The following is a 20,488-nucleotide window of genomic DNA, read 5'->3' as shown; positions in this document are numbered from 1 at the left end:
TTATTCTGTTCGCAGCGGGTGTATGCTCTGTCACAATGAAGCCAGCGAGGGCGGCGCCCGGCGCCGTCGGCACACGAACCACGCGAGGACAAGACCATGAAACTGGTGACCGCCATCATCAAGCCGTTCAAGCTCGACGACGTACGCGAATCGCTCTCCGAGATCGGCGTACAGGGCATCACCGTCACCGAGGTCAAGGGCTTCGGCCGCCAGAAGGGCCATACCGAGCTCTATCGCGGCGCCGAATACGTGGTCGACTTCCTGCCCAAGGTCAAGCTCGAGGTCGCGGTGGACGACGACATGACCGAGCAGGTCATCGACGCCATCACTCAGGTGGCCAATACCGGCAAGATCGGCGACGGCAAGATCTTCGTCACGCCGCTCGAGCAGGTCATTCGCATCCGCACCGGCGAGACCGACAAGGACGCCGTCTAAGCTCGAAGCTCGAAGCTCGAAGCTCGAAGCTCGAAGCTCGAAGCTCGAAGCTCGAAGCTCGAAGCTCGAAGCTCGAAGGCAGTATAACGACCCTTGCCACCCAGACATCAAACCCTCCGAGGTGCTGCCTCGGAGGGTTTTTCTTGCCCTCTGCCCCGGTGTGATGACGACGAAAAAGTGCCGCCCCCTCAGGAGTCGGCACAAAGCAAGCTGGTCAACGGAACGTCTTGCCGTGACGTCTAGAACTGGAACTTTGCACTAGCCTGAAGGCGACTGGCGTCCACCGTCTCGCCACTGACCCTTTCGAGATCGACGTACTGGTATTCCATGCCCACGGCCAGACGCTCGGTCACGTCCCAGATCAGATTCGCATGGGAAAACTGGACAGTGTCTGCCATGCCCTGGAAGGCTGGGGCGTCGTCCGGCAGGTCCTGGTGAACCAACGAGGTCCCGATGGAGCTCGACCAGTCGCTGTTCCAGCGATGCTCCAGGGAAACGCCATAGCTGCGCATGTCGACGGTTTCGAGAGATCCATCGGCGGCCAGATAGGCATCGGGCGTACGGAACTTGGCTCCGGACGCCGGCACATAGTCCAGATAGCTCCCCAGGCCACTGCCTACCATCAGGTTGCCCTTGAGCGTCGTGTTGCCCATGGGCAAGGCAGCCTGTGCGGCCACCCCATAGCCGGTCACACTCTCGTCCTGTCCACTGACGGCCGAATCGCTGGAAACCTGACGCACCACACCGGAAAAACCGACATTGCGCTTGTAGCGGTAACGCAGCGTCAGGTCCGGCAGCTCCGTGTTCTCGTCGACAGCACCGCCGGGGCCCAGATCGGACACCGAATATTCGGGGTTCTCGAGGGCCACCGCAAAGGTGTTGCCACCCGACTCATGGGTATAACGCACCTGCTCGGGGCGCCCGGTGGCATAGCCGATCGGCCCGCCCAGCTTGAGGATGCGCGGTGTACCGAGGAAGTGCATGAAGTTGGTCCAGGACTGACCCGCCAGGAAGCCGTTGTACTCACCGTAAGCGTGGCGCAGGTTGAACGTGTTGTCGGGGGCGAAATGGCCTTCGAAGTAGGTTTTCAGCATCCCGAGACCGGTCTGCGTCTGGGTACGGAAGTTCAGGCGCGTTTCCTGAGCGGTGAAGGTGGTCTTGCCGTCGGTGGCATTGTCCTCACTGGCAACCGCCAGGGGATCGGTGATTTCGCCCAGGTTGTAATCGAAGTCATAAAGCGCATCGAACTTGACGTAACCGCCGAAGGCAATGTCGGTGTTCGTGCCGGGAATGTTGAAGGTGCTTCGATGGTTCCAGGGCGCTCCGACACGGCTCGGCTCGCCCGTGACAACGGGCTCGCCAGCCGGTACCACATCGAAGGCCTGGGATGTCATGGCACTAGTCAGCCCTGCCGGCAATATAGCTGCCAGCATCAGCGTCTTTTTATACATCATGGGACAACTCTCGTTTGTTGTGTTTGTACGTCGTTGGCAATGTGACGTGGGATGCAGTCGCTAGAAACTCTCTCTGGACACTCGGGTGTCTCGTGGCCTCCTCTTGTCCGATGAACGAAAGGACAACGCCGCTGGCTCATCAAAAGCCACGACGCATGTCCGCCTGTTCAGTAAAGCGTCTTCTGTGGAGGCCCGGAGAACTCGAGCGGCCCCACACGGCCCATGTCCACCTCGACCAGTGCCGGCCCGCTTTTCCCCACGGCTTCGGCCAGCACAGCGTGAAAATCCTCGCCCCTCTCTACCTTCCAGTGCGGTAACGCCAGAGATTCCGCAAAGGCCTGGAAGTCCGGTGTCTCGAGGTCGTTGTAGTACTGGCGACCCTCGAAATACTTGTCCTGGATGCCGCGCATCACGCCGTAGCCACCGTCGTTCATGACGAGCAGCGTCATGTCGATGTTTTCCTGGGCCAGCGTGGCCAGCTCGCCGACCATCAGCATCAGACCGCCATCGCCGACCAGGGTGACCACCTTTCGCCCCTGCGCACCCACGGCACAGCCAATGCCGGTGGCCAGTCCCTGACCGATGGCGCCCGCGAGTGAATGGATATTGGTCAAGGGCCGTTCGATCGGCAGCAGCCGGCTGCCCCAGGTGCTGCCGGAGACAGTAATGTCGCGCACGAAGATACCGTCGTCGGGCAGCGCCTCGCGCACCGCGTCACTGAGCCTGGCATACTCGCCGACCTGGTCGCGCAACGCCCGCTCAGCGGCCGCCACGGCCTGGGCGACGTCGCGATCGAGCGCGGCGTCGGGGGCACGCTTGCCTTCCAGGCGATCGGCCAGGCGCGATAGCACGTCGCCGCACTCGCCGCACAAGAAGGCGTCGGCCGGGTAGTTGCGGTGAGCCGCCGCCGGGTCGACGTCGATCTGCACCAGCGGCCGCGGCAGGGCCACCGAGTAGGTGCGGGTCTCGTTGCTGCGCAGCCGCGAGCCGGCTACCAGCATCAGGTCGCTGGCGGCGAACAGCTCCTCCACCGCCGGGGCGCTGTGGAAGGCGCGCAGGCTGCGCGGATGGCTGTCGGGCAGCACGCCGCGGGCATGGGTGCTAGAGACCACCGGGATGCCGGCGTCGGCCAGGCGACGCACGGCGTCGCCCGCCTCCAGGCAGCCACCGCCGATCCACAGAACCGGGCGCTCGGCCGACAGGACACGCTCGGCAAGCGCCTCGATCTCGACATCGGCGACCCGGGCTGGGGCGGCGGGCTCGGCGGGAGGTGTCTCTACCCACTCGACCTGGCTGGCCTGGATATCGATCGGAATCTCCAGGCTCACCGGCCCCCGGGGCAGGGTCATGGCCTCCTGGATGGCGCGGTGCAGCAGCGGCACCACCTGCTCTGGGGTACAGGCCCGATAGGCACGCTTGGAGCAAGCCTGAAGGAAGCCCATCTGGTCGCGGGTCTCGTGGATGAAGCCGGCGTCGCGATCCAGGTAGGCCTTCTCGACCTGGCCAGTGATGTGCAGCAGCGGGGTGCCGGCGTTGAGCGCCTCGAGCATGGCGCCCACGGCATTGCCGGCACCGGCGCCGGTGCTGGTCAGCGCCACGCCCAGGCTCCCTACGCGGGTGTGTCCGTCGGCCATCGTCACGGCGCCTGCCTCGCCGCGTGTCGGTACGAAACGCAGTTGCCCACGCTGACCGATGGCGTCGGCGATCGGCAGGTTGTGGATGGAAATCACGCCATAAACGGCCGATACCGCATAGGCTTCCAGTGTGCGGGCGACGGCGTCGCCCACGGTCATAGTGGTCATGTTCGATTCCTTGTTGGCCGTTGGCGCTCAGTCGCTCCAGGCGATGGGCTCGTGGTCGAGCCCCAGGTACAGGCTCTTCTGCTGCATGTAGGCCTGAATGCCCTGGCGGCCCTTCTCGCGGCCCAGACCGCTCTCCTTGTAGCCACCGAATGGCGTCGAAATGGAAAACTTCTTGTAGGTATTGATCCACACCGTGCCGGCCTCGAGCCGGCCGGCCAGACGCAGGGCGCGTCGATAGTCGGCGCTCCAGATGCCGGCCGCCAGGCCGTAGACGTTGTCATTGGCCAGGCCTACCAGCTCGTCCTCGTCGTCATAGGGCAGCGCCACCAGCACCGGGCCGAAGATCTCCTCCTGGCAGACCGCGCTGTCGTGGGGCAGGCCCTCGATCAGGGTCGGCGGATAGAAGCTCCCCGCGGCCAGCTCGCCCTCGGAGGGGATCACGCCACCGCAGCGGATGCGGCCGCCTTCCTCGCGGGCCCGCTCGACGTAGGCCGCCACACCGTCGCGGTGCGCCTCGCTGATCAGCGGGCCCAGGTGCACGCCGGGAGTCTCGGGGTGGCCGACGCGCAGCTCGCGGGCGATGGTCTCCAGGCGCGCCATGACCTCGTCGTAGCGGCGGCGGTGGATGAACAGCCGCGAGCCGGCGATGCAGGCCTGGCCGGCGGAGCTGAAGATGCCGTACGCCACGCCCTTGGTCGCCTGTTCCAGATCGGCATCCTCGCAGATGATGGTCGGCGACTTGCCACCCAGCTCCAGGGAGGTGCCGATCAGCTTGTCGGCGGCCACGTGGGCCAGGTGACGGCCGGTGCTGGTGCCGCCGGTGAAGGAGATTTTGCGCACCTTGGGATGGCGCACGAGGGCCTCGCCGATCACGCTGCCGCGGCCCGGCAGCACGCTGAGCAGCCCCTTGGGCAGGCCGGCTTCCTCGAACAGCTCGGCGAGCTTCAGCGCCATCAGCGGGGTGGCCTCAGCGGGCTTGAGCACCACGGCGTTGCCGCCGGCCAGCGCCGGGGCGACCTTCTGCATCTCGCTGGCGATCGGCGAGTTCCAGGGTGTGATGGCGGCGATCACCCCGAGCGGCTCGTACTGGCTCAGGGTCATGAAGTCGACATTGCGCTGGGTGGGCAGCTCGCCCTCCAGGGTCTCGCAGGCCGCCGCGAAGTATCGGGCGGTGCCGGCGGCGCTGGCGACCAGGCCCCGGGCTTCGGCCAACGGCTTGCCGTTGTCGCGGGTCTGCAGGGCGGCGAGTTCGTCGAGGCGCTCGCGGATCAAGTCGCTGACGCGATACAGCACCTCGGCCCGCTCGTGGGGCATGCGGTCCCGCCAGGCAGGAGCGCGCCAGGCCGCGTCGGCGGCGGCGATCGCCTCCTCGACGTCGTCGAGGCCAGCGGCATTGAGTTCGGCATTGATCGAGCCGTCGGCGGGGAAGCGCGACACCATGGGGTCGCCGCGGCCCTCGCGCCATTCGCCGGCAACGAAAATCTTCAGGGTCATCTCGGACACCTCCCTTAGAACGAGACCGGCTCGAGCGCCTGGCGACAGGCGCGCACCACCGACAGGGCGGCGAGGGTCGAGGTCTTGGGATTGCTTTCCAGGGGATGGCCGTTGAGCTCGATGGTGAACTCGCCGAAGCGCCCCCTGGCGTGAATGCGATGGGTGTTGCGCGTGGTCGCCGGATCGACGGTCAGCTTCACCCGGGTGGCGCGCATGCCAACCCCGGCCAGGGCGATGGTGGCCGCGACGTTGGAGTTGGCCGGGAACAGTCGCGCGGCCTCGCCGGCGTCGCCCTCGAAGAACACCGTCTTCTCGACGATGGCGTCCAGGTCGACGAGTTGCTCGGCGTGGCTGCCCTTCCAGCTGCGCGGCGCCTTGCAAGCCTCGTAGGTGACCTCGTCCAGGCCACCCTCGCGGGCCGCTGCCAGGCCATCCATGCCGGCGATGGCCCCCGACAGCAGCTGCATGCGCCCGCCGCCCTCGCGGGCCGCAGCGGCGAGCCGCTCATACAGGGCCTCGTCGGCCAGGGCGCCGGTGGCCACCACCGCCAGGGTCAGGCCACGGCGCAATACCGCCTCGCCATGCTCGGCGAGCCCCGGTTGGCCGGCACACTCCACCACCAGGTCGGGGCGTTCGGCGCATTGATCGATGGCGGTCAGGACCTCGGCCTGGCCGGCCAGGCGGTCGCGCACCCCGACGGCGAAGGCCTCCGGCACCACTACCCAGGCCAGCTCCAGGCCCTCGGGCAGCAGGCGATGCACCTCGCTGCCCATGGCGCCGTAGCCGATCATCATCAGTCGTTGAGTCATGGGGTTCTCCATGTCGTCACAGGTGGCGGCTGAAGCCACCGGAGACGTCCAGGGCGGCGCCGGTGGTGAAGGAAGCCATCGGGGAGGCCAGGAAGACCAGCGCGCGGGCCGGCTCCTGCGGGCGACCCAGGCGGCCCATGGGGATGCCGCGCTTGGCGGCGATGGCACCGACCCACTCCTCCCAGCTCTGGGCCGGATCGTCGCGCTGCTCGAAGCGGCGCCGCCACTGGCCGGACTCGACCATCCCCAGCAGGATGGAGTTGACCCGGATGCCATCATCGATCAGCTCGTGGGACAGCGAGTGGGTCATGTTGAGCAGCGCCGCCCGGGCCGCCGAGGTGGCGATCATGTGCGGCTCGGGCTGCAGTGCCAGCAGCGAGTTGACGCAGGTCAACGACCCGATATCGGAGGCCGCCAGCTGGTCGCGGAAGGCACCCAGCGGATTGATGACCCCGAACAGCTTGAGGTTGGCCTCGGACAGCCAGGCATCGCGCGGGGTGTCATCGAAATGGGCCACATAGCCCTGGCCGGCGTTGGCGATCAGCATGTCGGCGCCGCCGAATCGGCCACGCACCGCCTCGGCGAAGGCCGCGCAGGACGCCTCATCGAGCACGTCGCAAGTCTCGGCCAGCAGCTCGGCGGCGGAAAATTCCTCCTGGAGAGCGGCACGGGCCGCTTCGAGGCGCTCGGCGTTGCGGCCACACAGCGCCACCCGGGCGCCATGAGTCAGCAGCAGGCGCACGGTCTCGAGACCGATCCCGGAGGATCCGCCGGTGACCACCGCCACCCGGCCTTCGATCATAAAGCTCATGGTGTCGTCCTCGTCTCAGTTCCGGGTAGATGGTGCCGACAGCGGCCCGGCGAAGGCCTCGACAGCCGCGGCGAAGGCCTCGGGCGCATCGATATAGCTGGCATGCCCGGCGTGCGGAATGTCGCGATAGGGCAATCCCAGGCGCTCGGCCAGGGCCCGGGAGGCCTGCGGCGTGGTGATGGCGTCTTCGTCGCCGCACAGCACCGTGGCCGGCACCGACAGGCCCTTGGGCAGATAGCCCTCCAGATCGTCGTTGGCCAGCATCCAACTGGCCTGGGCGAAGCCCGCGACGTGCAGGCGCTGCATGCCCTCGCGCACCCGGGCGACGTCGGCCTCATCGGCGCCATCACGCAACAGCCGCGGTGCGCGCGCCGCGGCATAGGCGTCATGACCCTGCTCGACAAGCATCGTCCAGCGGCTGCGGTAGACCTGGTCACGTTTGGCGTCGTCGGCATCGCGATACCCGAGCGCCGGGTCGGCCAGGATCACCCCGGCCAGCCGCTCGGGCTGGCGGGCGGCAAAGGCGCCGGCCATCATCGCCCCCAGCGAGTGGCCGACCAGCACGCAGCGCGCGATGCCCAGGGCGTCGAGCCAGGCCTCGAGGCGCGCGGCATAGTCGGCCGCCGTGGGCTCGACCGCGGCCAGCGGCTGGCTATCGCCGTAGCCCGGGGCGTCCCAGGCCAGCAGCCGATAGCCGGCCAGGGGCGCGGCCAGCGGTGCCCAGGAGGCGGCCCCGGAGCTGATGCCGTGGAGCAGCACGATGGCGGGGCCCTCGCCCGTCTCGCGATAGGCCTGGCGGCCGGCATCGAGCGTCAGCTGCCTGGATGTCATGGCCTGGGGTGGCATGGCCGGCTCCCTCATCCGTCGCGCTTGACCTTGGACAGCGGGTGATCGTCCGGATAGGTCGGGATCTGCGGCCTGGGCGTGCCCAGCATCACGCACATCAGGGCCTCTTCCTCGCTCTCGTTGAGCAGGCCGCGATAGATGCCCGGGGGTACGGAGACCACGTCACGCTCCTCGAGCACGGTCTCGGTGTAGTGATCGCCGTCCTTGAGGAAAAGGCGGATGGAGCCCTTGAGCACGAAGAACACTTCCTCCACGTCGTCATGCACGTGCAGCGGGCCCTCGCACCTTGACGGCAGCACCATGGTCGAGAAGGTGAAGTGCTCGGCCGGGATGGTGTTGGTGTCATCGGCCACGCCGGTGGCGCCGGTGCCGATGTAACGCATCTGGGCCCGGCGGTACTTGGGGTCGTAGTCGGCCTGGAACTTCAGGGCGTTCCAGTCATACTTGCGGCCCTTGAAACGCGCAACGCGCGATTCGATCCAGTCGGCAAAAGACAGATCGTCGGGCTTTTTCCAGGTTTCAAACTGTGCGGACATGCTGTGTCTCCTCGGGATGGCGCGGTTCTCGTCGGTGTCCGGGAAATACCTTCCTGCACGCCGAATGTCGGAACAAAGGTTCCCCGGACCGGCCGCCCACGGGCGACCGGCTCTGATTCTTGTCTGTCGATTATCGGGCCGTCAGGTGCCCGACCGGATTCAGGCTTCGGGCTGCTTCTGGCGCCGGGTATCGGCGTCGATACCGCCCTCGATGGCCCATTCGGTAAAGGATTCCAGCGAATGCTGCATCTCTCTCGGCTCCCAGGCTTCGGTCAGATAGTCCTCGTTGGTGTAATACTCGAAAGCGCCGCCCAACGGGCTGTTGAAGTACCAGAAGTAGGCCGAGGAAACGGGGTGCCGTCCGGGCCCGATGAAGGTGCTCCACTGGCGTCGGTTCATGGCCAGGCCGCCCCCGATCACCTCATGAATGTCGCGCACCGTGAAGGCCACGTGGTTCAAGCCCGCCCCCCGATGCGGCAGTTTGAGGAGGAAGAGGTTGTGATGCCCCCCGCGTGCCTGCATGCGCAGAAAGACGGCGCGGTCGATATAGCGGTCGGAGACCGAGAACCCCAGCAGCTCACGGTAAAATCGCTCGCTCGCCTCCAGGTCATCGACGAAGAAGACCGCATGGCCGATGCTGGCCGGCGTAGCCCGTTCGTACACCGGACTCGGCTGATCGACCCGGCGCATGTCACCCCATTGGTTGATCGGTGTCACTTCCAGCTCGACATCGCGCAGCGACGTAGGCTGAATGCGTACGGTCAGCCCATTGGGGTCGCGACACTCGAGACTGTCGCCATTGTCGACAAAGCCCGGCTGATCGCGCAGCCGCTCGCGCAATTCCGCCAGCGCCGCCACATCGGCCACGCCCCAGGTCATGCGGCGCAGGGTCGATCCTGACTCGAATGCCTCGGGCAACGCCGGGTCATCAATGCCACGGATCACCAATTGCCCTCCGTTGAGCGCTTCGAAGGTCGCGCTCTCGGCCTCTTCCTCGATACTGGCCAGCCCGAAATCCTCGGCGAACCGCTTGCCGGTCTCGATGTCCTCGGCGCCGAACTCCAGCGCTTCGATACCCACGATACTCATGTCGATCTCCTGCTAATGTGACCTCGACCGTCACTCTTGTTGGACGTTTCAGACACACGAAGCCCCTCTTCGCGATGCATGAGCATCGCGACGACTGCGCGGTGATCTGTGGTGATGACCGGATGCGCTCCAGGTGAAGCACCCGGCGGATTGAATCAGCCCGGGGTCATCTCATCTTGTAGTGCTCCCCGGGATGGCACTGATATCCCAGCAGGTTCGATATGTTGTCGGCCGCCTCGGCAACATCGTGGCGCAGGCGGTCGCGATCACTTTCCGGAATCTCGTGCACCGGGACCATGATGCTGACCACGCCCTCGACCTCGCCGTCATGGTTGAACAGCGGATAGACGATGGAGGAGATACCGAACTGGAAGAAGGATTCGCCGATTACATAGCCGCGCTGGCGGTCCTCCTGAACCAGCTGCCAGAGCGTCTCCCGGTCCTCAGGCGCACCAGGCTCATTGTCCGGCAGCGCCTCCTCTGGATAGAGCGCCTCGAATGCCTCGCGACTCATGCCGGTCAACAGCACACGCCCGAGGGAGGTACGATGCACCGGCAGCCGAGTCCCCACGCTGACCCGCCGAATCGTGGCGTTGGCTGCACTGACCCTGGCCACGTAGATGACATCCTGCCCATCCCGAATGGCGATGTGGCTCGAGCAACCGGTCTTGTCGCGCAACGACTCGATCACCGGCTGACCGACCTGGACGACATCCAGGGACGCGACGTATTCGAACCCCAGACGAAGAACATTGACACCGAGCGTATACAGCCCAGTGGAGGGATGACGCCGGATGAACCCCATGTACTCGAGGGTCTGGATCGCACGATAGGCCGTGGCCTTGGGAATATCGACACGCTTGACGATCTCGGCGAAGCTCATCTCCCGATGGTTGCGGCTCAGCTCCATCAGGATGATCAAGCCGCGCTCCAGGCCCGGAATCATGTATTTGCGTGCATCCTTTTCGCTACCGTTCATGGCGTCCTCGTCACTTGGTGTCGGAATCCGTTCGCGCCGACCTTACTGTTCTCACATCGCATGTGGCGCTCCTGAACCCAAGATACCGGATTGCAACCTGCGAGCCGATGCACCCTGGTCGATGCCGATCCTTCATGGTTCATATTTAAAACTATATTTCTTATTTGATACAACCTAAAAATAGCCTTCTAAAGCCCCGTTGTCAAGGTGTGTTCATCTTCGCCGGAATAACTGTAACCGCATGAAATTAAAGAGATTTTGCAGAAGGCAAGGGCCCGGTCACGGGTCGGTTCTCCCGTGATCCCATCAGGCTCTGGCCGATGCCGAGAGTCGCTTGTCTCGAAGCTCAGCCATGCGTCGTGCCAGGCACTCGAGCAGTAATGCCTTCTGCGCCTGACAGCCCGGATCCGTCCAGAGGTTGCGCGTCTCATGCGGGTCCTCGGCCAGGTCGTAGAGCTCTCCGCCCGCCTCGCCCTCGAAGAGGCTGAGTCGCCAGCCATCCGTCACCAGCGTGGAGATGCCACTGCCGGCATCTCCATCACGAAACACCTCGATACCGGCATCCTCGATGAGCACCGGGGCAGCCGGCGCCTCACCGAAGAGATCGCGCCCCTGCATGCCGACCGGGATGCGCAGTCCGGCTCGCTGCAGCAGGGTCGGGGCCAGATCGATGGCACTGCCCAGCCGAGAGGACCTGCTCCCCCTCGACTCGACGGTTCGGGGATCACGCCAGATCAAGGGCACGCGCACGACACTCTGAAAGTGCAGGCCGAGCTTGAGCACGGTGCCGTGATCCCCCATGTAATCGCCATGGTCGGACGTGAAGGCCACTACGGTATCCTCGTTCAACCCCAGGGCCTCGAGACGCCCCATCACCTCACCCACGGCATCATCGATCATGCTGATACTGCCGTAGTTGAGGGCGATGATTTCGCGGATCTGACGCTCGGATAACGTCAGCGGCCAATGACTTTCCGGCTCGACCTCCCCCCAGCGGTAGGCCGTCAGCGCCGAGGCGGGCAGACCCGGGATACCATCGACGGACTCGTCGGCGTTAGGGGGCAACACGACGTCATCGGGGTCGTACATGGACCAGTAACGCCCCGGCGGCGTGAAGGGATGATGAGGGTCGGGAAAGGACACCACGAGCACGAAGGGCGTCTCGCCATCCTGCTCTCCCAGGAAATCACACGCCTGCTCGGCGACGTAGCGAGTCGGGTAGTCGGCCTCCGGCAGTGCCGTGCGCCAGCATTGTGGCGCCGTGACGCGCTCGTCGGGCAGGGCGTTGGCCGGGCCGCGCAGCGCATCCGGGTCGGCATGGCGCTCGCGCAGCCAGGCGGTATAGTGCCCCTCCACCTGGTCGCCGTGGCCGATGCACAGGCGCACATGATCGAAGCCGTAATAAGGCGTCGGCAGTTCCAGATCGGGACGGTCAGCCCAGCGTCGACGCACTTCCCAACGATAGGCATCGCCCGTGCGCTGTCGACGCAGACTATGACCGAGCTCGTCGGGCAGGGTCTCCCCCTGCCCTCCCTGGCGCCGCTCGGGCGCCGGAATGTCGGTGACGTTCTGAAAGTGGGCCTTGCCGATATAACCGGTGTTATAGCCGGCATCGCGCAACACATCGGCAAAGGTGACGCTGTCCAGATCCAGCGGAATCCCGTTCTGACGCACGCCATTGACCGACGGTTGCTGCCCGGTGACCAGGCAGGCCCGATTGGGCTGACAGATTGGTGTAGCGACATGGAAACGTTCGAAGCACACACCGTCGGCGGCCAGGCCATCCAGGTTAGGCGTCCGCACGGTCGGATCGCCATAGCAGCCCAGGTGCTCGGCACGCTGCTGGTCGGTGACGAAGATGACGAAGTTGGGACGTCGCATGATAGCTTCCTCAGACATATGTCCGGCGTCGCCCACCGGGCATCGATTCAGTCGAACATCAGGCCAACCGGCCAGGTGACGATCTCGGGAAAGGCGAAAACGATACCGATGGCCAGGAAGTCACAGACCAGAAAGGGCAACGCCGACTTGTAGATGCTGCCCATGCGGGTTCCCTCGGGCGCCACGGCCTTCATCACGAACAATGCGGCACCCAGCGGCGGTGAGGTGGAGCCGGTCTCGATGGCGATCAGGAAGAGCACGGAAAACCAGAGGGGATCGAAGCCGAACTGCTCCACCACCGGCACGAAGATCGGCAGGGTAATCATCATGATCGGCAATGGCCCCATGAACATGCCGAGCACCACGATGGTCAGCACCATGGCCAGCACGATGGTCTTGTCGTCGAAGGGCAACCCGAGCACGGCATCCATCAGGCCGAAGGTCGCCCCGGTGAAGGACAGCAACTGGGTGAAGGCGATGGCACCGGCGACGATCAGCAGTACCATCACCGAGATGGCAGCACTCTCGAACATCGAGCTCTTGAAGATATCGAAGCTCAGACGACGCTTGAACAGTGCCAGCAGCACCGTCGCCACGGCGCCCGAGGCGGCCGCCTCGGTGGGTGTAGCCAGGCCCAGGAAGATCACGCCGACCACGGCGAAGACGATGATGCCGATGGGCAGGATGTTGCGCGCCCCGGCCTCGAGCTTGACCCGTACCGAGGTGGGTGCGACGTCGAAGGACGGCGCCACCTCCGGCTGCAGGGTACAGCGACCGAGAATGTAGGCGGTATAGAGCACCGCCATCAACAAGCCGGGCAGGATGATGGCAATCAATAGCCGACCGATCGGCAATTCAGCCACAACGCCCAGCACGACGGCCAGTGAACTCGGCGGAATCATGATCGCCAGGCCGGCGGAACCGAGGATCGGCCCCAGCGACATGGGTTTCTGGTAGCCACGTTTCTCCATTTCCGGCACCAGGCTGGAACCCAGCAGCGCGATCGAGCCCATGCTGTTACCGGTCAGGGTGGAGAACAGCACCCCGCCGCCCACGGCCATGAAGGCCAGGCGACCGCGAAGCTTGCCGAACCACTTGTCGAGCGTGTCCAGCAGATCATTGGCGATACCCGATCGGAACATCACCTCGCCCATGATCATGAACATGGCGATGGGCACCAGCGTGAAACTGGTCAGCGCACCGGTGGTGTTGATCACCAGCTGTTCGACCCCCGACATGCCACCCAGCAGCACATAGGCGCCTACCAGGTTGACGACCAGGAAGGCGAATGCCACCGGCATGCCAAGCATCATCAGTAGCAGGAGCGGTCCCATGAGCAGGAGCAGCGTCAGCCACCAGTCCATATCAGCCTCCAGGGGAGATTATTGTCTTTGCGCGAGCCACTCGGGGCTCAGCGCTTGAAACTGTCGAGCGTCTGCGCCACGAACTGGATCGCGAGCAGCAGCATGCCGAGGGGGAAGACCAGGGTGATCAGATAGCTCGGCGGTCGCATCAGGGTGGTCTCGCGCATCCCGTGCTCGAGCTGGTCGAGTGTCACCACACCGCCGACCCAGGCGCAGTAGCCACAGGCCACCGCCGCCAGCGCACTCAGTGCCGCGACCAGCAGACGCCGCGGCCACGCCGGCAGGGCATCGGTCACCAGGTCAATGGCCACATGTCGATGCTTTTCGAGCAGGTAGGGGGCACCGAGGAAGGTCATGTAGAGCAACGCATACTCACTGAGCTCGACGACCCAGACCAGGGAGCGATCGAAGATCAGTCGTGACAGGATCTCCAGGAATACCAGCCCGGTCGCGATCACCAGCACCAGGCCACTGAGCCAGGCCAACCACAGGTTGAGTCGGCTGACGCCACGCATGAAGGCGTTGGACGTCGCATGCTCGACGGAGAGAGAGTCATCCATAGCGAAAGCCCCGGGAGGTGGATGAATACCGGCGCCACGACGACTGACACCGGTATCGGGTCACGTTCAGTCGACCAGCATGGCCTTGAGCTCGGCGTGCAGATCAGGGTCGACATCTTCGGCGAGATGCTGCCAGGCGGCCTCGATCGCGGTATCCAGGTACTCATCGGCGGCTTCCCCGCTCAGCCTGACCTCCTGGAACCCGGCATCCTCCATCTGTGTCTGGGCCGTGGCCATCGTCTCCTCCCAGCTCCGATCGATCTGCGGCGCCAGCTCCTCGCGCAGATAGGCCTGCACACGTTCGCGCAGCCCCTCGGGAAGCTCTTCCCAGGCCTCGGGATTGACCAGCACATTGAACCCGGCACGATAGAAACGCGGGGTGATGTAATAGTTCACCACATCCTTGAACTGATCGACCCAGCCAAGATTGCTCTGGGCGAAGCCATCGATGACACCACGCTCCATGGCGGTATAGATCTCGCCCATGGGCATCACCAGGGGCTCGGCACCCAGCGATTCCACGAACGGCAGGATGGTCGGGAAGACACGAATGCGCTTGCCCTCCAGATCATCGATGCCGGCGACTTCATCCTTGAAGAACAGGAAGAACTTCACCGGACTGGCCGGAATCTCGCCGAGGAAATGCAAGCCACGCTCTGCATGCACCTGGGTCATGCGCTCCAGGTAGTCGGTTTCGGCAATTTCCTCGTAGGTCTTGAAGGAAAGGTTGGACGCCGTGGCCGATGGCACGAGTCCTGAATAGTAACTGGGGCTGGTCAGCGCCATGTCGATGGAACCGTTGCGCACGGCATCGGCCAGCCGGAAGGGCGGCATCACCTCGGGGCCACCACGCCAGTTGATCTCGAGCTCGCCATCGAACTTCTCGTTGATGGCCGCGACGAACTCTTCGAAGCCATGGGAGACCACCGCCGTCTTGGGGGTGAAGGAGATGGCGTTGAGTCTTATCTCCTCGGCCTGAACGACACTGGTCGCCCCGATCAGGGACAGGCTCAACAGGGACTTGAGCAGGAGCTGCTTGGTCATGGTCGGTCTTTCCTCGCGTGTTGTTATTGAATTCGATGAATCGAACGCCCCGGTAGCATCAGGGCAGTTCCAGGCCCCAGGCATCATAGCCATAGACCCAGTCGGCATTGCCTTCACCCTTGAGCCAGTCATTGGCACGTGAACCGCGCTGCACCTGGGCGGTACGCTCTTTCCTGGCCAGCTCATAGCGCTCCAGGGCCGCCGGCAGATCATCGCGACCGGCACCTTCCAGGCAACGCGACAACACCACGGCATCCTCGATGGCCATGCAGGCGCCCTGGGCCATGAAAGGCACCATGGGATGGGCGGCATCGCCGAGCAAGGTCGCATCGCCCAAGGACCAGCGCTCCATGGGTTCGCGCACGTAAAGAGCCGATTTGGTCACGCTGTCACAGGCCGCCAGCAAGGCTCGGACATCGGGATGGAAATCCTTGTAGACCCCCCTCAACTCCTCGACGTCGCCGGGCAGTGTCCAGGATTCATCGCGCCAGTCGTCCTGAGGGGTGGTCGCGAAGACGAAGACCTCCTCGCCACGCGTCAAGGGGAAGACCACCACCTGGATGTCGGGCGTCGGCCCCCACCACTTGGTGAACGCATCCAGGTTCTCGACCTCGGGCACCGCGGTACGTGGTACCACGGCCCGATAGGACACCAGACCGGTGAACTCGGGCTGATCCTCGCCGAACAGCTCACGACGCACGGCCGAATGGATACCATCGCCGCCGATCACCAGGTCGACGTCATCATGGCTGCCATCGGCGAAGTGAATACGCATCGGCTTGCCGTGCTCGATACGCTCGGCCTGCTTGCCCAGCCGGATGCTCTCCTTCGGGAGCGCTTCCTCGAGGGCCCGGAGCAGATCACCACGGTGGATCGTCAGCTGCGGAGCGCCATAACGCTGCTCGGCGGCCTCGCTCATGGGCAGACGCGAGGTTTCCTCGCCGGTGTCCCAGGTACGACTGATGCGATGGGTCGGACGCGCCGCCGTCTCGCGCAGGATTTCGCCGACGCCCAAGCGATCCAGGGCGCGCACGGCATTGGGCGTGAGATTCACGTCGGCACCGATGCGCAGGAACTGCTTGGCGCGTTCGAAGACGACAGCCTCATGGCCCTGCTGGCGTAGCGCCAGCGCCGCACAAAGCCCACCGATACCACCACCACATATTCCGATCTTCAGATTTGTCATGTTCTTGTTCCTATCCACGAATGCGGACTGATAACTCATATTTGAAACTTTGTTTATTATTTGATTAACGTGAAGATAAGTCGCCCTACCTCCGTTGTCAAACGGCGGTTTCGACACGAAGCAGGCTCGACACCCTGCTGGAACATGGTCAGGCATACCGGCGGAGCGCCGGCAGGGGTACAGCCCGGTAATGATGAGCAAGGGAAGGGGCACGCCGGCCCCCATGACGTCGACGAACATGTCGCCGGGGAAGACGGAGGGCAACAGAGCAGTACCGGGATCAGAGGCCGGGGTGGTGGAATCGGGCAACTCGTGACCCTGGCACGCGGCGCCGGGCCAGGCTCAGCGCAGCTGCATCAGGTTGTATTCGGGATCCCCCAGGGCGTCCGGGTCGAGGACCCGCTCGGCGGCCAACCAGCGCTTGCCGAGCTTGATGGCACGCGGCTGGTCGAAGGCGACCATCTGTACCAGCCGCTGCTCGCCATCCAGATAGAAGAACACCGGCCCCTGGGGATCGCGACGCACCACGCAATGCAGCTCGCCGCTCGGCACGCCGAGGATCTGGATGTTGACGCCGTGCTGATCCGACCACAGCCAGGCCGGCTCGTCGTAGTGGGCCGCCTTGCCGAGCATGGCGTCGGCCACCACCCGAGCCTGATTCTGGGCGTAGGCCCAGGACTGCAGGCAGAGTCCCAGGTGGGGATGCTGGGCCACATCGCCGGCGGCGAAGATCCGCGGATCCGAGGTGTGCCCGGCGGCGTCGATGACGATGCCCTGCTCGGTCGCGAGCCCCGCCTCACGAGCCAGTTCCAGGTTGATCTCGACGCCCGCGCCCACCACCACCAGGTCGTAGGGCTCGCGGGACTCGCCGTCGGCCACGACGCTCACCCGGCCGTCGCCCTCCTCGCTCAGCGCGATGTCCTGACGGTCGAGCGCGAGGCCGACGCCATGACGCTCGTGGAGCTCGCGGATCGCCTCGGCCACCTCGGGTCCCACGCTGCGACCGCACAGCGCCGGGGCCCGCTCGAAGACATCCACCTCGACGCCCAGCTTCCGGGCACTGGAGGCCACCTCGAGGCCGATCCAGCCGCCGCCGATGATGCCGATCCGGCGGCTCTGCTCGAGCTTGGCCTTGAGCCGGGCGGCATCGTCCCAGGTGCGCAGGGTCATGACGTTGGCGATCTCCGCCCAGTCGGCCACCGGCAGCCTCGGCCGGCTGCCGGTGGCGATCAACAGGCGATCGTAGGGCAGCCGTTCGCCGTCGTCGAGCACCACTTCGTCGGCCGCGCGGTCGATCTCGACGGCCCGACGCGGGCGCCGCCAGTCGATGTCGAGGGCCGCCAGGCTGTCCGCCGGGAACAGCCGTGGCAGTGGTTCGCTGTCGGTGACCACGCCCTTGGACAGCGGCGGCCGTTCGTAGAAGTCGTGGGGCTCGTCGGCGACCACGGTCAGGCGGCCCTCGAAGCCCTCGCCGCGCAGCGCCTTGCAGGCATAGCCGCCGGCCTGGCCGCCACCGATCACCACGATGTGCTGGATATCGCTTGCCATGTGCACCACCTCAGTTGAAGACGAAACCGCCATTGACCGGAATCACCTGCCCGGTGACGAAGGTCGACCAGTCCGACAGCAGGTAGAGGATGGTGCCGTCCACGTCGTCGGGCTGCTGTTCGCGTTTCAGGGCTCGGCCCTGGGCATAGAAGTCGTAGCGCTCCCGGGGGACATACTCGGTGGCCTCGCAGTGGGTCAGCCCCGGGGCTACGGCGTTGACGCCGATGCCACGCTCGCCGAGCTCGCGGGCCATGGAGCGGGTCATGGAGATCACCGCACCCTTGCTGGCGACGTAGGCCATCAGCCTGGGGGCTCCCCACAGGGCGGTGTCCGAGGCCAGGTTGACCACCCGGCCGCCGCCATCGCCCTCGAGCAGCGGCACGGCGGCCCGGGTCATCAGCCAGGTGCCGCGCACGTTGACCGCCATCACCCGGTCCCACAGGGCCATGTCGTAGTCCATCAGGGTCTCGCCGCCGACGCCGGTGGCGATGGCCGCGTTGTTGACCAGGCCATCCAGACTTCCGCCCTCGGCGACCCGGGCCATGCCCGCCTCGATGGAAGCGGGATCGGCCTGGTCGATGACTCGCGCCTCGACCTCGGCGCCGCGCTCGCGCAGTGCCGCAGCGGTCGCTTCCAGCTCGGCCTCGAGGATGTCGCTGATCACCAGCCGCGCGCCCTCGGCGGCGGCGGCCTCGGCGACGCTGCGACCCAGGCCACGGGCGGCCCCGGTCACCAGGATGCGCTTGCCGTTGAGCATCTGGGTCATGTCAGGCCGCCTGCTGGCGCTCGGCCAGCTGCTTCTTGGCCGTCTTCAGCATCACCCGACGCAGCCGCGAGAGGCCCACGTCGTGCTGGTAGAGATTCTCGTGCAGGCGGGCGTCCGGGGCCAGGTTCTCGAGGATGATGCGATCCTGCTCCAGCACGTCCCAGTGCAGCTGCTCGAGCTTGGTGCGGTAGAAGAAGCGCCACACCTGGCGCTGCCAGCCGTCCACCTTGCGCACCCGCCAGAAGAACACCCGGGTGTGCTCCTTGTCCTCGGGCACCGCCATGCCGACGATCCAGAAGGGCCCGCCCGGGCCGAAGCGCTGCTGGTAGGGAATCGACAGGCGCAGCCAGAGGGCGTTGGTGTTGCCGAACTCCACCCAGTCGAAGTTGACGCCGGTCTGGCCGGTCTTCTTGAAGATGAAACCGCTCTCGGTGGGCTCGAGCACCATCTCGGCCTGGCGGTCGCCCTCGGCCATGGAGTGGGAGTCCGAGTGCAGGTAGGTGCCGTGCATGGGGTCCATGACATTGTCGATGGCGTACTGGTAGTTGCACTTCCAGGTGGCGGTGCACAGGAAATGACCGTAGGTCTCGCCGTCGGTCAGTTGTTCCGGCAGTTTGAGTTCGCCGGGCGCCTCGTCCGGAGTGGTGCCGAAGTAGACGAAGATGGCGCCGTGGGCCTCCTGGATCGGATAGCGACGCACGCAGGCCTGGCCGACCAGCGGGCTGTTGCTGATCGCCGGCACGTCGCAGACCTCGCCCTCGCCGTTGACTTCGACGCCGTGATACCAGCAGGCCAGGCGATCGCCCAGGTTCCAGCCCTTGGACAGGCGGGCGCCGCGGTGGGGGCAGCGGTCCTCGACGGCATGCAGGGTGCCGTCGAAGCCGCGCCACAGCACCAGGTTCTCGCCCAACCGGGTGATGCCGACGGGGTTGCTGCCGACCTCCCAGCTGGCGGCGACGGGATACCAGAGGGAACGCAGGCCGCTGTCCAGATAGTCCTGGACGGCGGTATCGACGGAGGATGCACTAGTCATGTCTCGACCTCGTTATGTCTTGTACTGGCAAAGGGGCGTAGCCCCGAGGCGGTTCACTGTCCGAGCACCGCCATCTCCTGAAGGAAACTTTCCTGGGTCCAGGACTGGCCATTGCGATCGTGACGATGGCGAGCATTGAGGCCCTCGACCACGGCGTCCAGCTCGGTCGCGCCGTCGGCGAAGACCTCTTCGAGGGCTTCCACCAGGGCGTGTTCGAAGGCGCCCGGCGCACTGGCACGGGTCTGCCAGACGGGATTGGCGAAGCCACCGGGCGCCTCGATGTAACCCTGGCCAGGTTCGCTGGAGGGGATGATGCGTTGCCATTGCTTCAGTTGGGGGTTGTAGTCCTGCTGGGCCATGGTTCAGCTCTCCTCGCTGGTCTGGAGTTGCACTTCGTCATCGATGATCCGCACCGGGTAGACGTGGAGGTCGCGGTCGGCGGGCTCGCGCAGGCACTTGCCGCTCTTGATGTCGAAGGTCGCCTCGTGCAGCGGGCACTCCACCTGACCGTCCTCGACAAACCCCTGGGACAGAAGGGCATAGGCGTGGGGACAGACGTCCTCGAGGGCGTAGTACTCGCCATCCAGCACATACACACCGACTTCCTTGCCATCGAGCTTGGCGGAATAGGGAAAGTCTTCCTGCACCTGGTCGGTCTTGCAGACGGTTGTCCAACTCATGACGTAGTCCTCATCGGTCGGATGCATCAGTCAAAATGCATCAATTATGGAACCTTGTTTTTTATATGATCCTGTACGGCAGTATAGAGGCGTCGCCACACCTGTCAATACTATATAGTATTCATGGTGCATGAAACGAGCATGACGCCTAAGCTCTGTACGAACAGTCGA

20 protein-coding genes are annotated in these 20,488 nt (G+C 65.1%); 1 reads left to right on the top strand and 19 read right to left on the bottom strand.

Going from position 1 to position 20,488, the window contains the following annotated elements; genetic code table 11:
* Positions 1–96 precede the first annotated feature (96 nt).
* Complete coding sequence (glnK, locus tag LU493_RS04095; protein WP_064699844.1) at positions 97–435, top strand: P-II family nitrogen regulator; 339 nt, start codon at positions 97–99, stop codon at positions 433–435.
* A 239-nt stretch (positions 436–674) separates the two neighbouring features.
* Here the strand turns inward: glnK and LU493_RS04090 are convergent, their stop codons facing one another.
* The 19 genes from LU493_RS04090 to nirD form a co-directional block, all read right to left on the bottom strand.
* Positions 675–1,889, bottom strand: coding sequence for a DcaP family trimeric outer membrane transporter (locus tag LU493_RS04090; protein ID WP_275286518.1), 1,215 nt, complete (start codon positions 1,887–1,889; stop codon positions 675–677).
* A gap of 167 nt (positions 1,890–2,056) precedes the next feature.
* Positions 2,057–3,691, bottom strand: a complete 1,635-nt coding sequence (locus LU493_RS04085) for a thiamine pyrophosphate-binding protein (RefSeq protein ID WP_275286517.1) — start codon at positions 3,689–3,691, stop codon at positions 2,057–2,059.
* A gap of 27 nt (positions 3,692–3,718) precedes the next feature.
* Positions 3,719–5,185, bottom strand: coding sequence for an aldehyde dehydrogenase (locus tag LU493_RS04080; RefSeq protein ID WP_275286516.1), 1,467 nt, complete (start codon positions 5,183–5,185; stop codon positions 3,719–3,721).
* A 14-nt stretch (positions 5,186–5,199) separates the two neighbouring features.
* Complete coding sequence (locus LU493_RS04075; protein ID WP_275286515.1) at positions 5,200–5,994, bottom strand: aspartate dehydrogenase; 795 nt, start codon at positions 5,992–5,994, stop codon at positions 5,200–5,202.
* A gap of 16 nt (positions 5,995–6,010) precedes the next feature.
* Positions 6,011–6,805, bottom strand: coding sequence for an SDR family oxidoreductase (locus tag LU493_RS04070; RefSeq protein ID WP_275286514.1), 795 nt, complete (start codon positions 6,803–6,805; stop codon positions 6,011–6,013).
* A 15-nt stretch (positions 6,806–6,820) separates the two neighbouring features.
* A complete protein-coding gene (locus tag LU493_RS04065) occupies positions 6,821–7,651 on the bottom strand; it encodes an alpha/beta fold hydrolase (RefSeq protein WP_275286513.1) in 831 nt (276 codons plus the stop codon).
* An 11-nt stretch (positions 7,652–7,662) separates the two neighbouring features.
* The gene (locus tag LU493_RS04060; RefSeq protein ID WP_275286512.1) at positions 7,663–8,187 is read right to left on the bottom strand and encodes a cupin domain-containing protein; all 525 of its coding nucleotides are present in this window, start codon (positions 8,185–8,187) and stop codon (positions 7,663–7,665) included.
* A gap of 159 nt (positions 8,188–8,346) precedes the next feature.
* Positions 8,347–9,276, bottom strand: a complete 930-nt coding sequence (locus tag LU493_RS04055; protein WP_275286511.1) for a VOC family protein — start codon at positions 9,274–9,276, stop codon at positions 8,347–8,349.
* 166 nt (positions 9,277–9,442) lie between these two features.
* Positions 9,443–10,255 (bottom strand): IclR family transcriptional regulator, encoded by an 813-nt coding sequence (locus LU493_RS04050; RefSeq protein ID WP_275286510.1) that lies wholly within the window; start codon positions 10,253–10,255, stop codon positions 9,443–9,445.
* A 306-nt stretch (positions 10,256–10,561) separates the two neighbouring features.
* A complete protein-coding gene (locus LU493_RS04045) occupies positions 10,562–12,136 on the bottom strand; it encodes a sulfatase family protein (protein ID WP_275286509.1) in 1,575 nt (524 codons plus the stop codon).
* A gap of 47 nt (positions 12,137–12,183) precedes the next feature.
* A complete protein-coding gene (locus LU493_RS04040) occupies positions 12,184–13,500 on the bottom strand; it encodes a TRAP transporter large permease (RefSeq protein ID WP_275286508.1) in 1,317 nt (438 codons plus the stop codon).
* 47 nt (positions 13,501–13,547) lie between these two features.
* Positions 13,548–14,060 (bottom strand): TRAP transporter small permease, encoded by a 513-nt coding sequence (locus LU493_RS04035; protein ID WP_275286507.1) that lies wholly within the window; start codon positions 14,058–14,060, stop codon positions 13,548–13,550.
* Between the two features lie 66 nt (positions 14,061–14,126).
* Positions 14,127–15,104, bottom strand: coding sequence for a TRAP transporter substrate-binding protein DctP (gene dctP / locus LU493_RS04030; protein ID WP_275286506.1), 978 nt, complete (start codon positions 15,102–15,104; stop codon positions 14,127–14,129).
* 58 nt (positions 15,105–15,162) lie between these two features.
* A complete protein-coding gene (locus tag LU493_RS04025; protein WP_275286505.1) occupies positions 15,163–16,290 on the bottom strand; it encodes an FAD-dependent monooxygenase in 1,128 nt (375 codons plus the stop codon).
* A 342-nt stretch (positions 16,291–16,632) separates the two neighbouring features.
* Positions 16,633–17,838: an NAD(P)/FAD-dependent oxidoreductase gene (locus tag LU493_RS04020; RefSeq protein WP_275286504.1), complete on the bottom strand. Its 1,206-nt coding sequence runs from the start codon at positions 17,836–17,838 to the stop codon at positions 16,633–16,635.
* Between the two features lie 10 nt (positions 17,839–17,848).
* Positions 17,849–18,604: an SDR family oxidoreductase gene (locus tag LU493_RS04015; protein WP_275286503.1), complete on the bottom strand. Its 756-nt coding sequence runs from the start codon at positions 18,602–18,604 to the stop codon at positions 17,849–17,851.
* Between the two features lies 1 nt (position 18,605).
* Positions 18,606–19,637: an aromatic ring-hydroxylating oxygenase subunit alpha gene (locus LU493_RS04010; protein ID WP_275286502.1), complete on the bottom strand. Its 1,032-nt coding sequence runs from the start codon at positions 19,635–19,637 to the stop codon at positions 18,606–18,608.
* A 53-nt stretch (positions 19,638–19,690) separates the two neighbouring features.
* Entirely contained in the window at positions 19,691–19,996 is a 306-nt protein-coding gene (locus tag LU493_RS04005) for a recombinase-like helix-turn-helix domain-containing protein (protein ID WP_275286501.1), read from the bottom strand.
* A 3-nt stretch (positions 19,997–19,999) separates the two neighbouring features.
* Entirely contained in the window at positions 20,000–20,317 is a 318-nt protein-coding gene (nirD, locus tag LU493_RS04000; RefSeq protein WP_275286500.1) for a nitrite reductase small subunit NirD, read from the bottom strand.
* Between the last annotated feature and the right edge of the window lie 171 nt (positions 20,318–20,488).

The sequence above is a fragment of the Halomonas elongata genome (assembly GCF_029081005.1).
Taxonomy (GTDB): domain Bacteria; phylum Pseudomonadota; class Gammaproteobacteria; order Pseudomonadales; family Halomonadaceae; genus Halomonas; species Halomonas elongata_B.
Note: the sequence above shows the minus strand (reverse complement) of the source record. Positions and strands in the feature narration are given on the sequence as shown.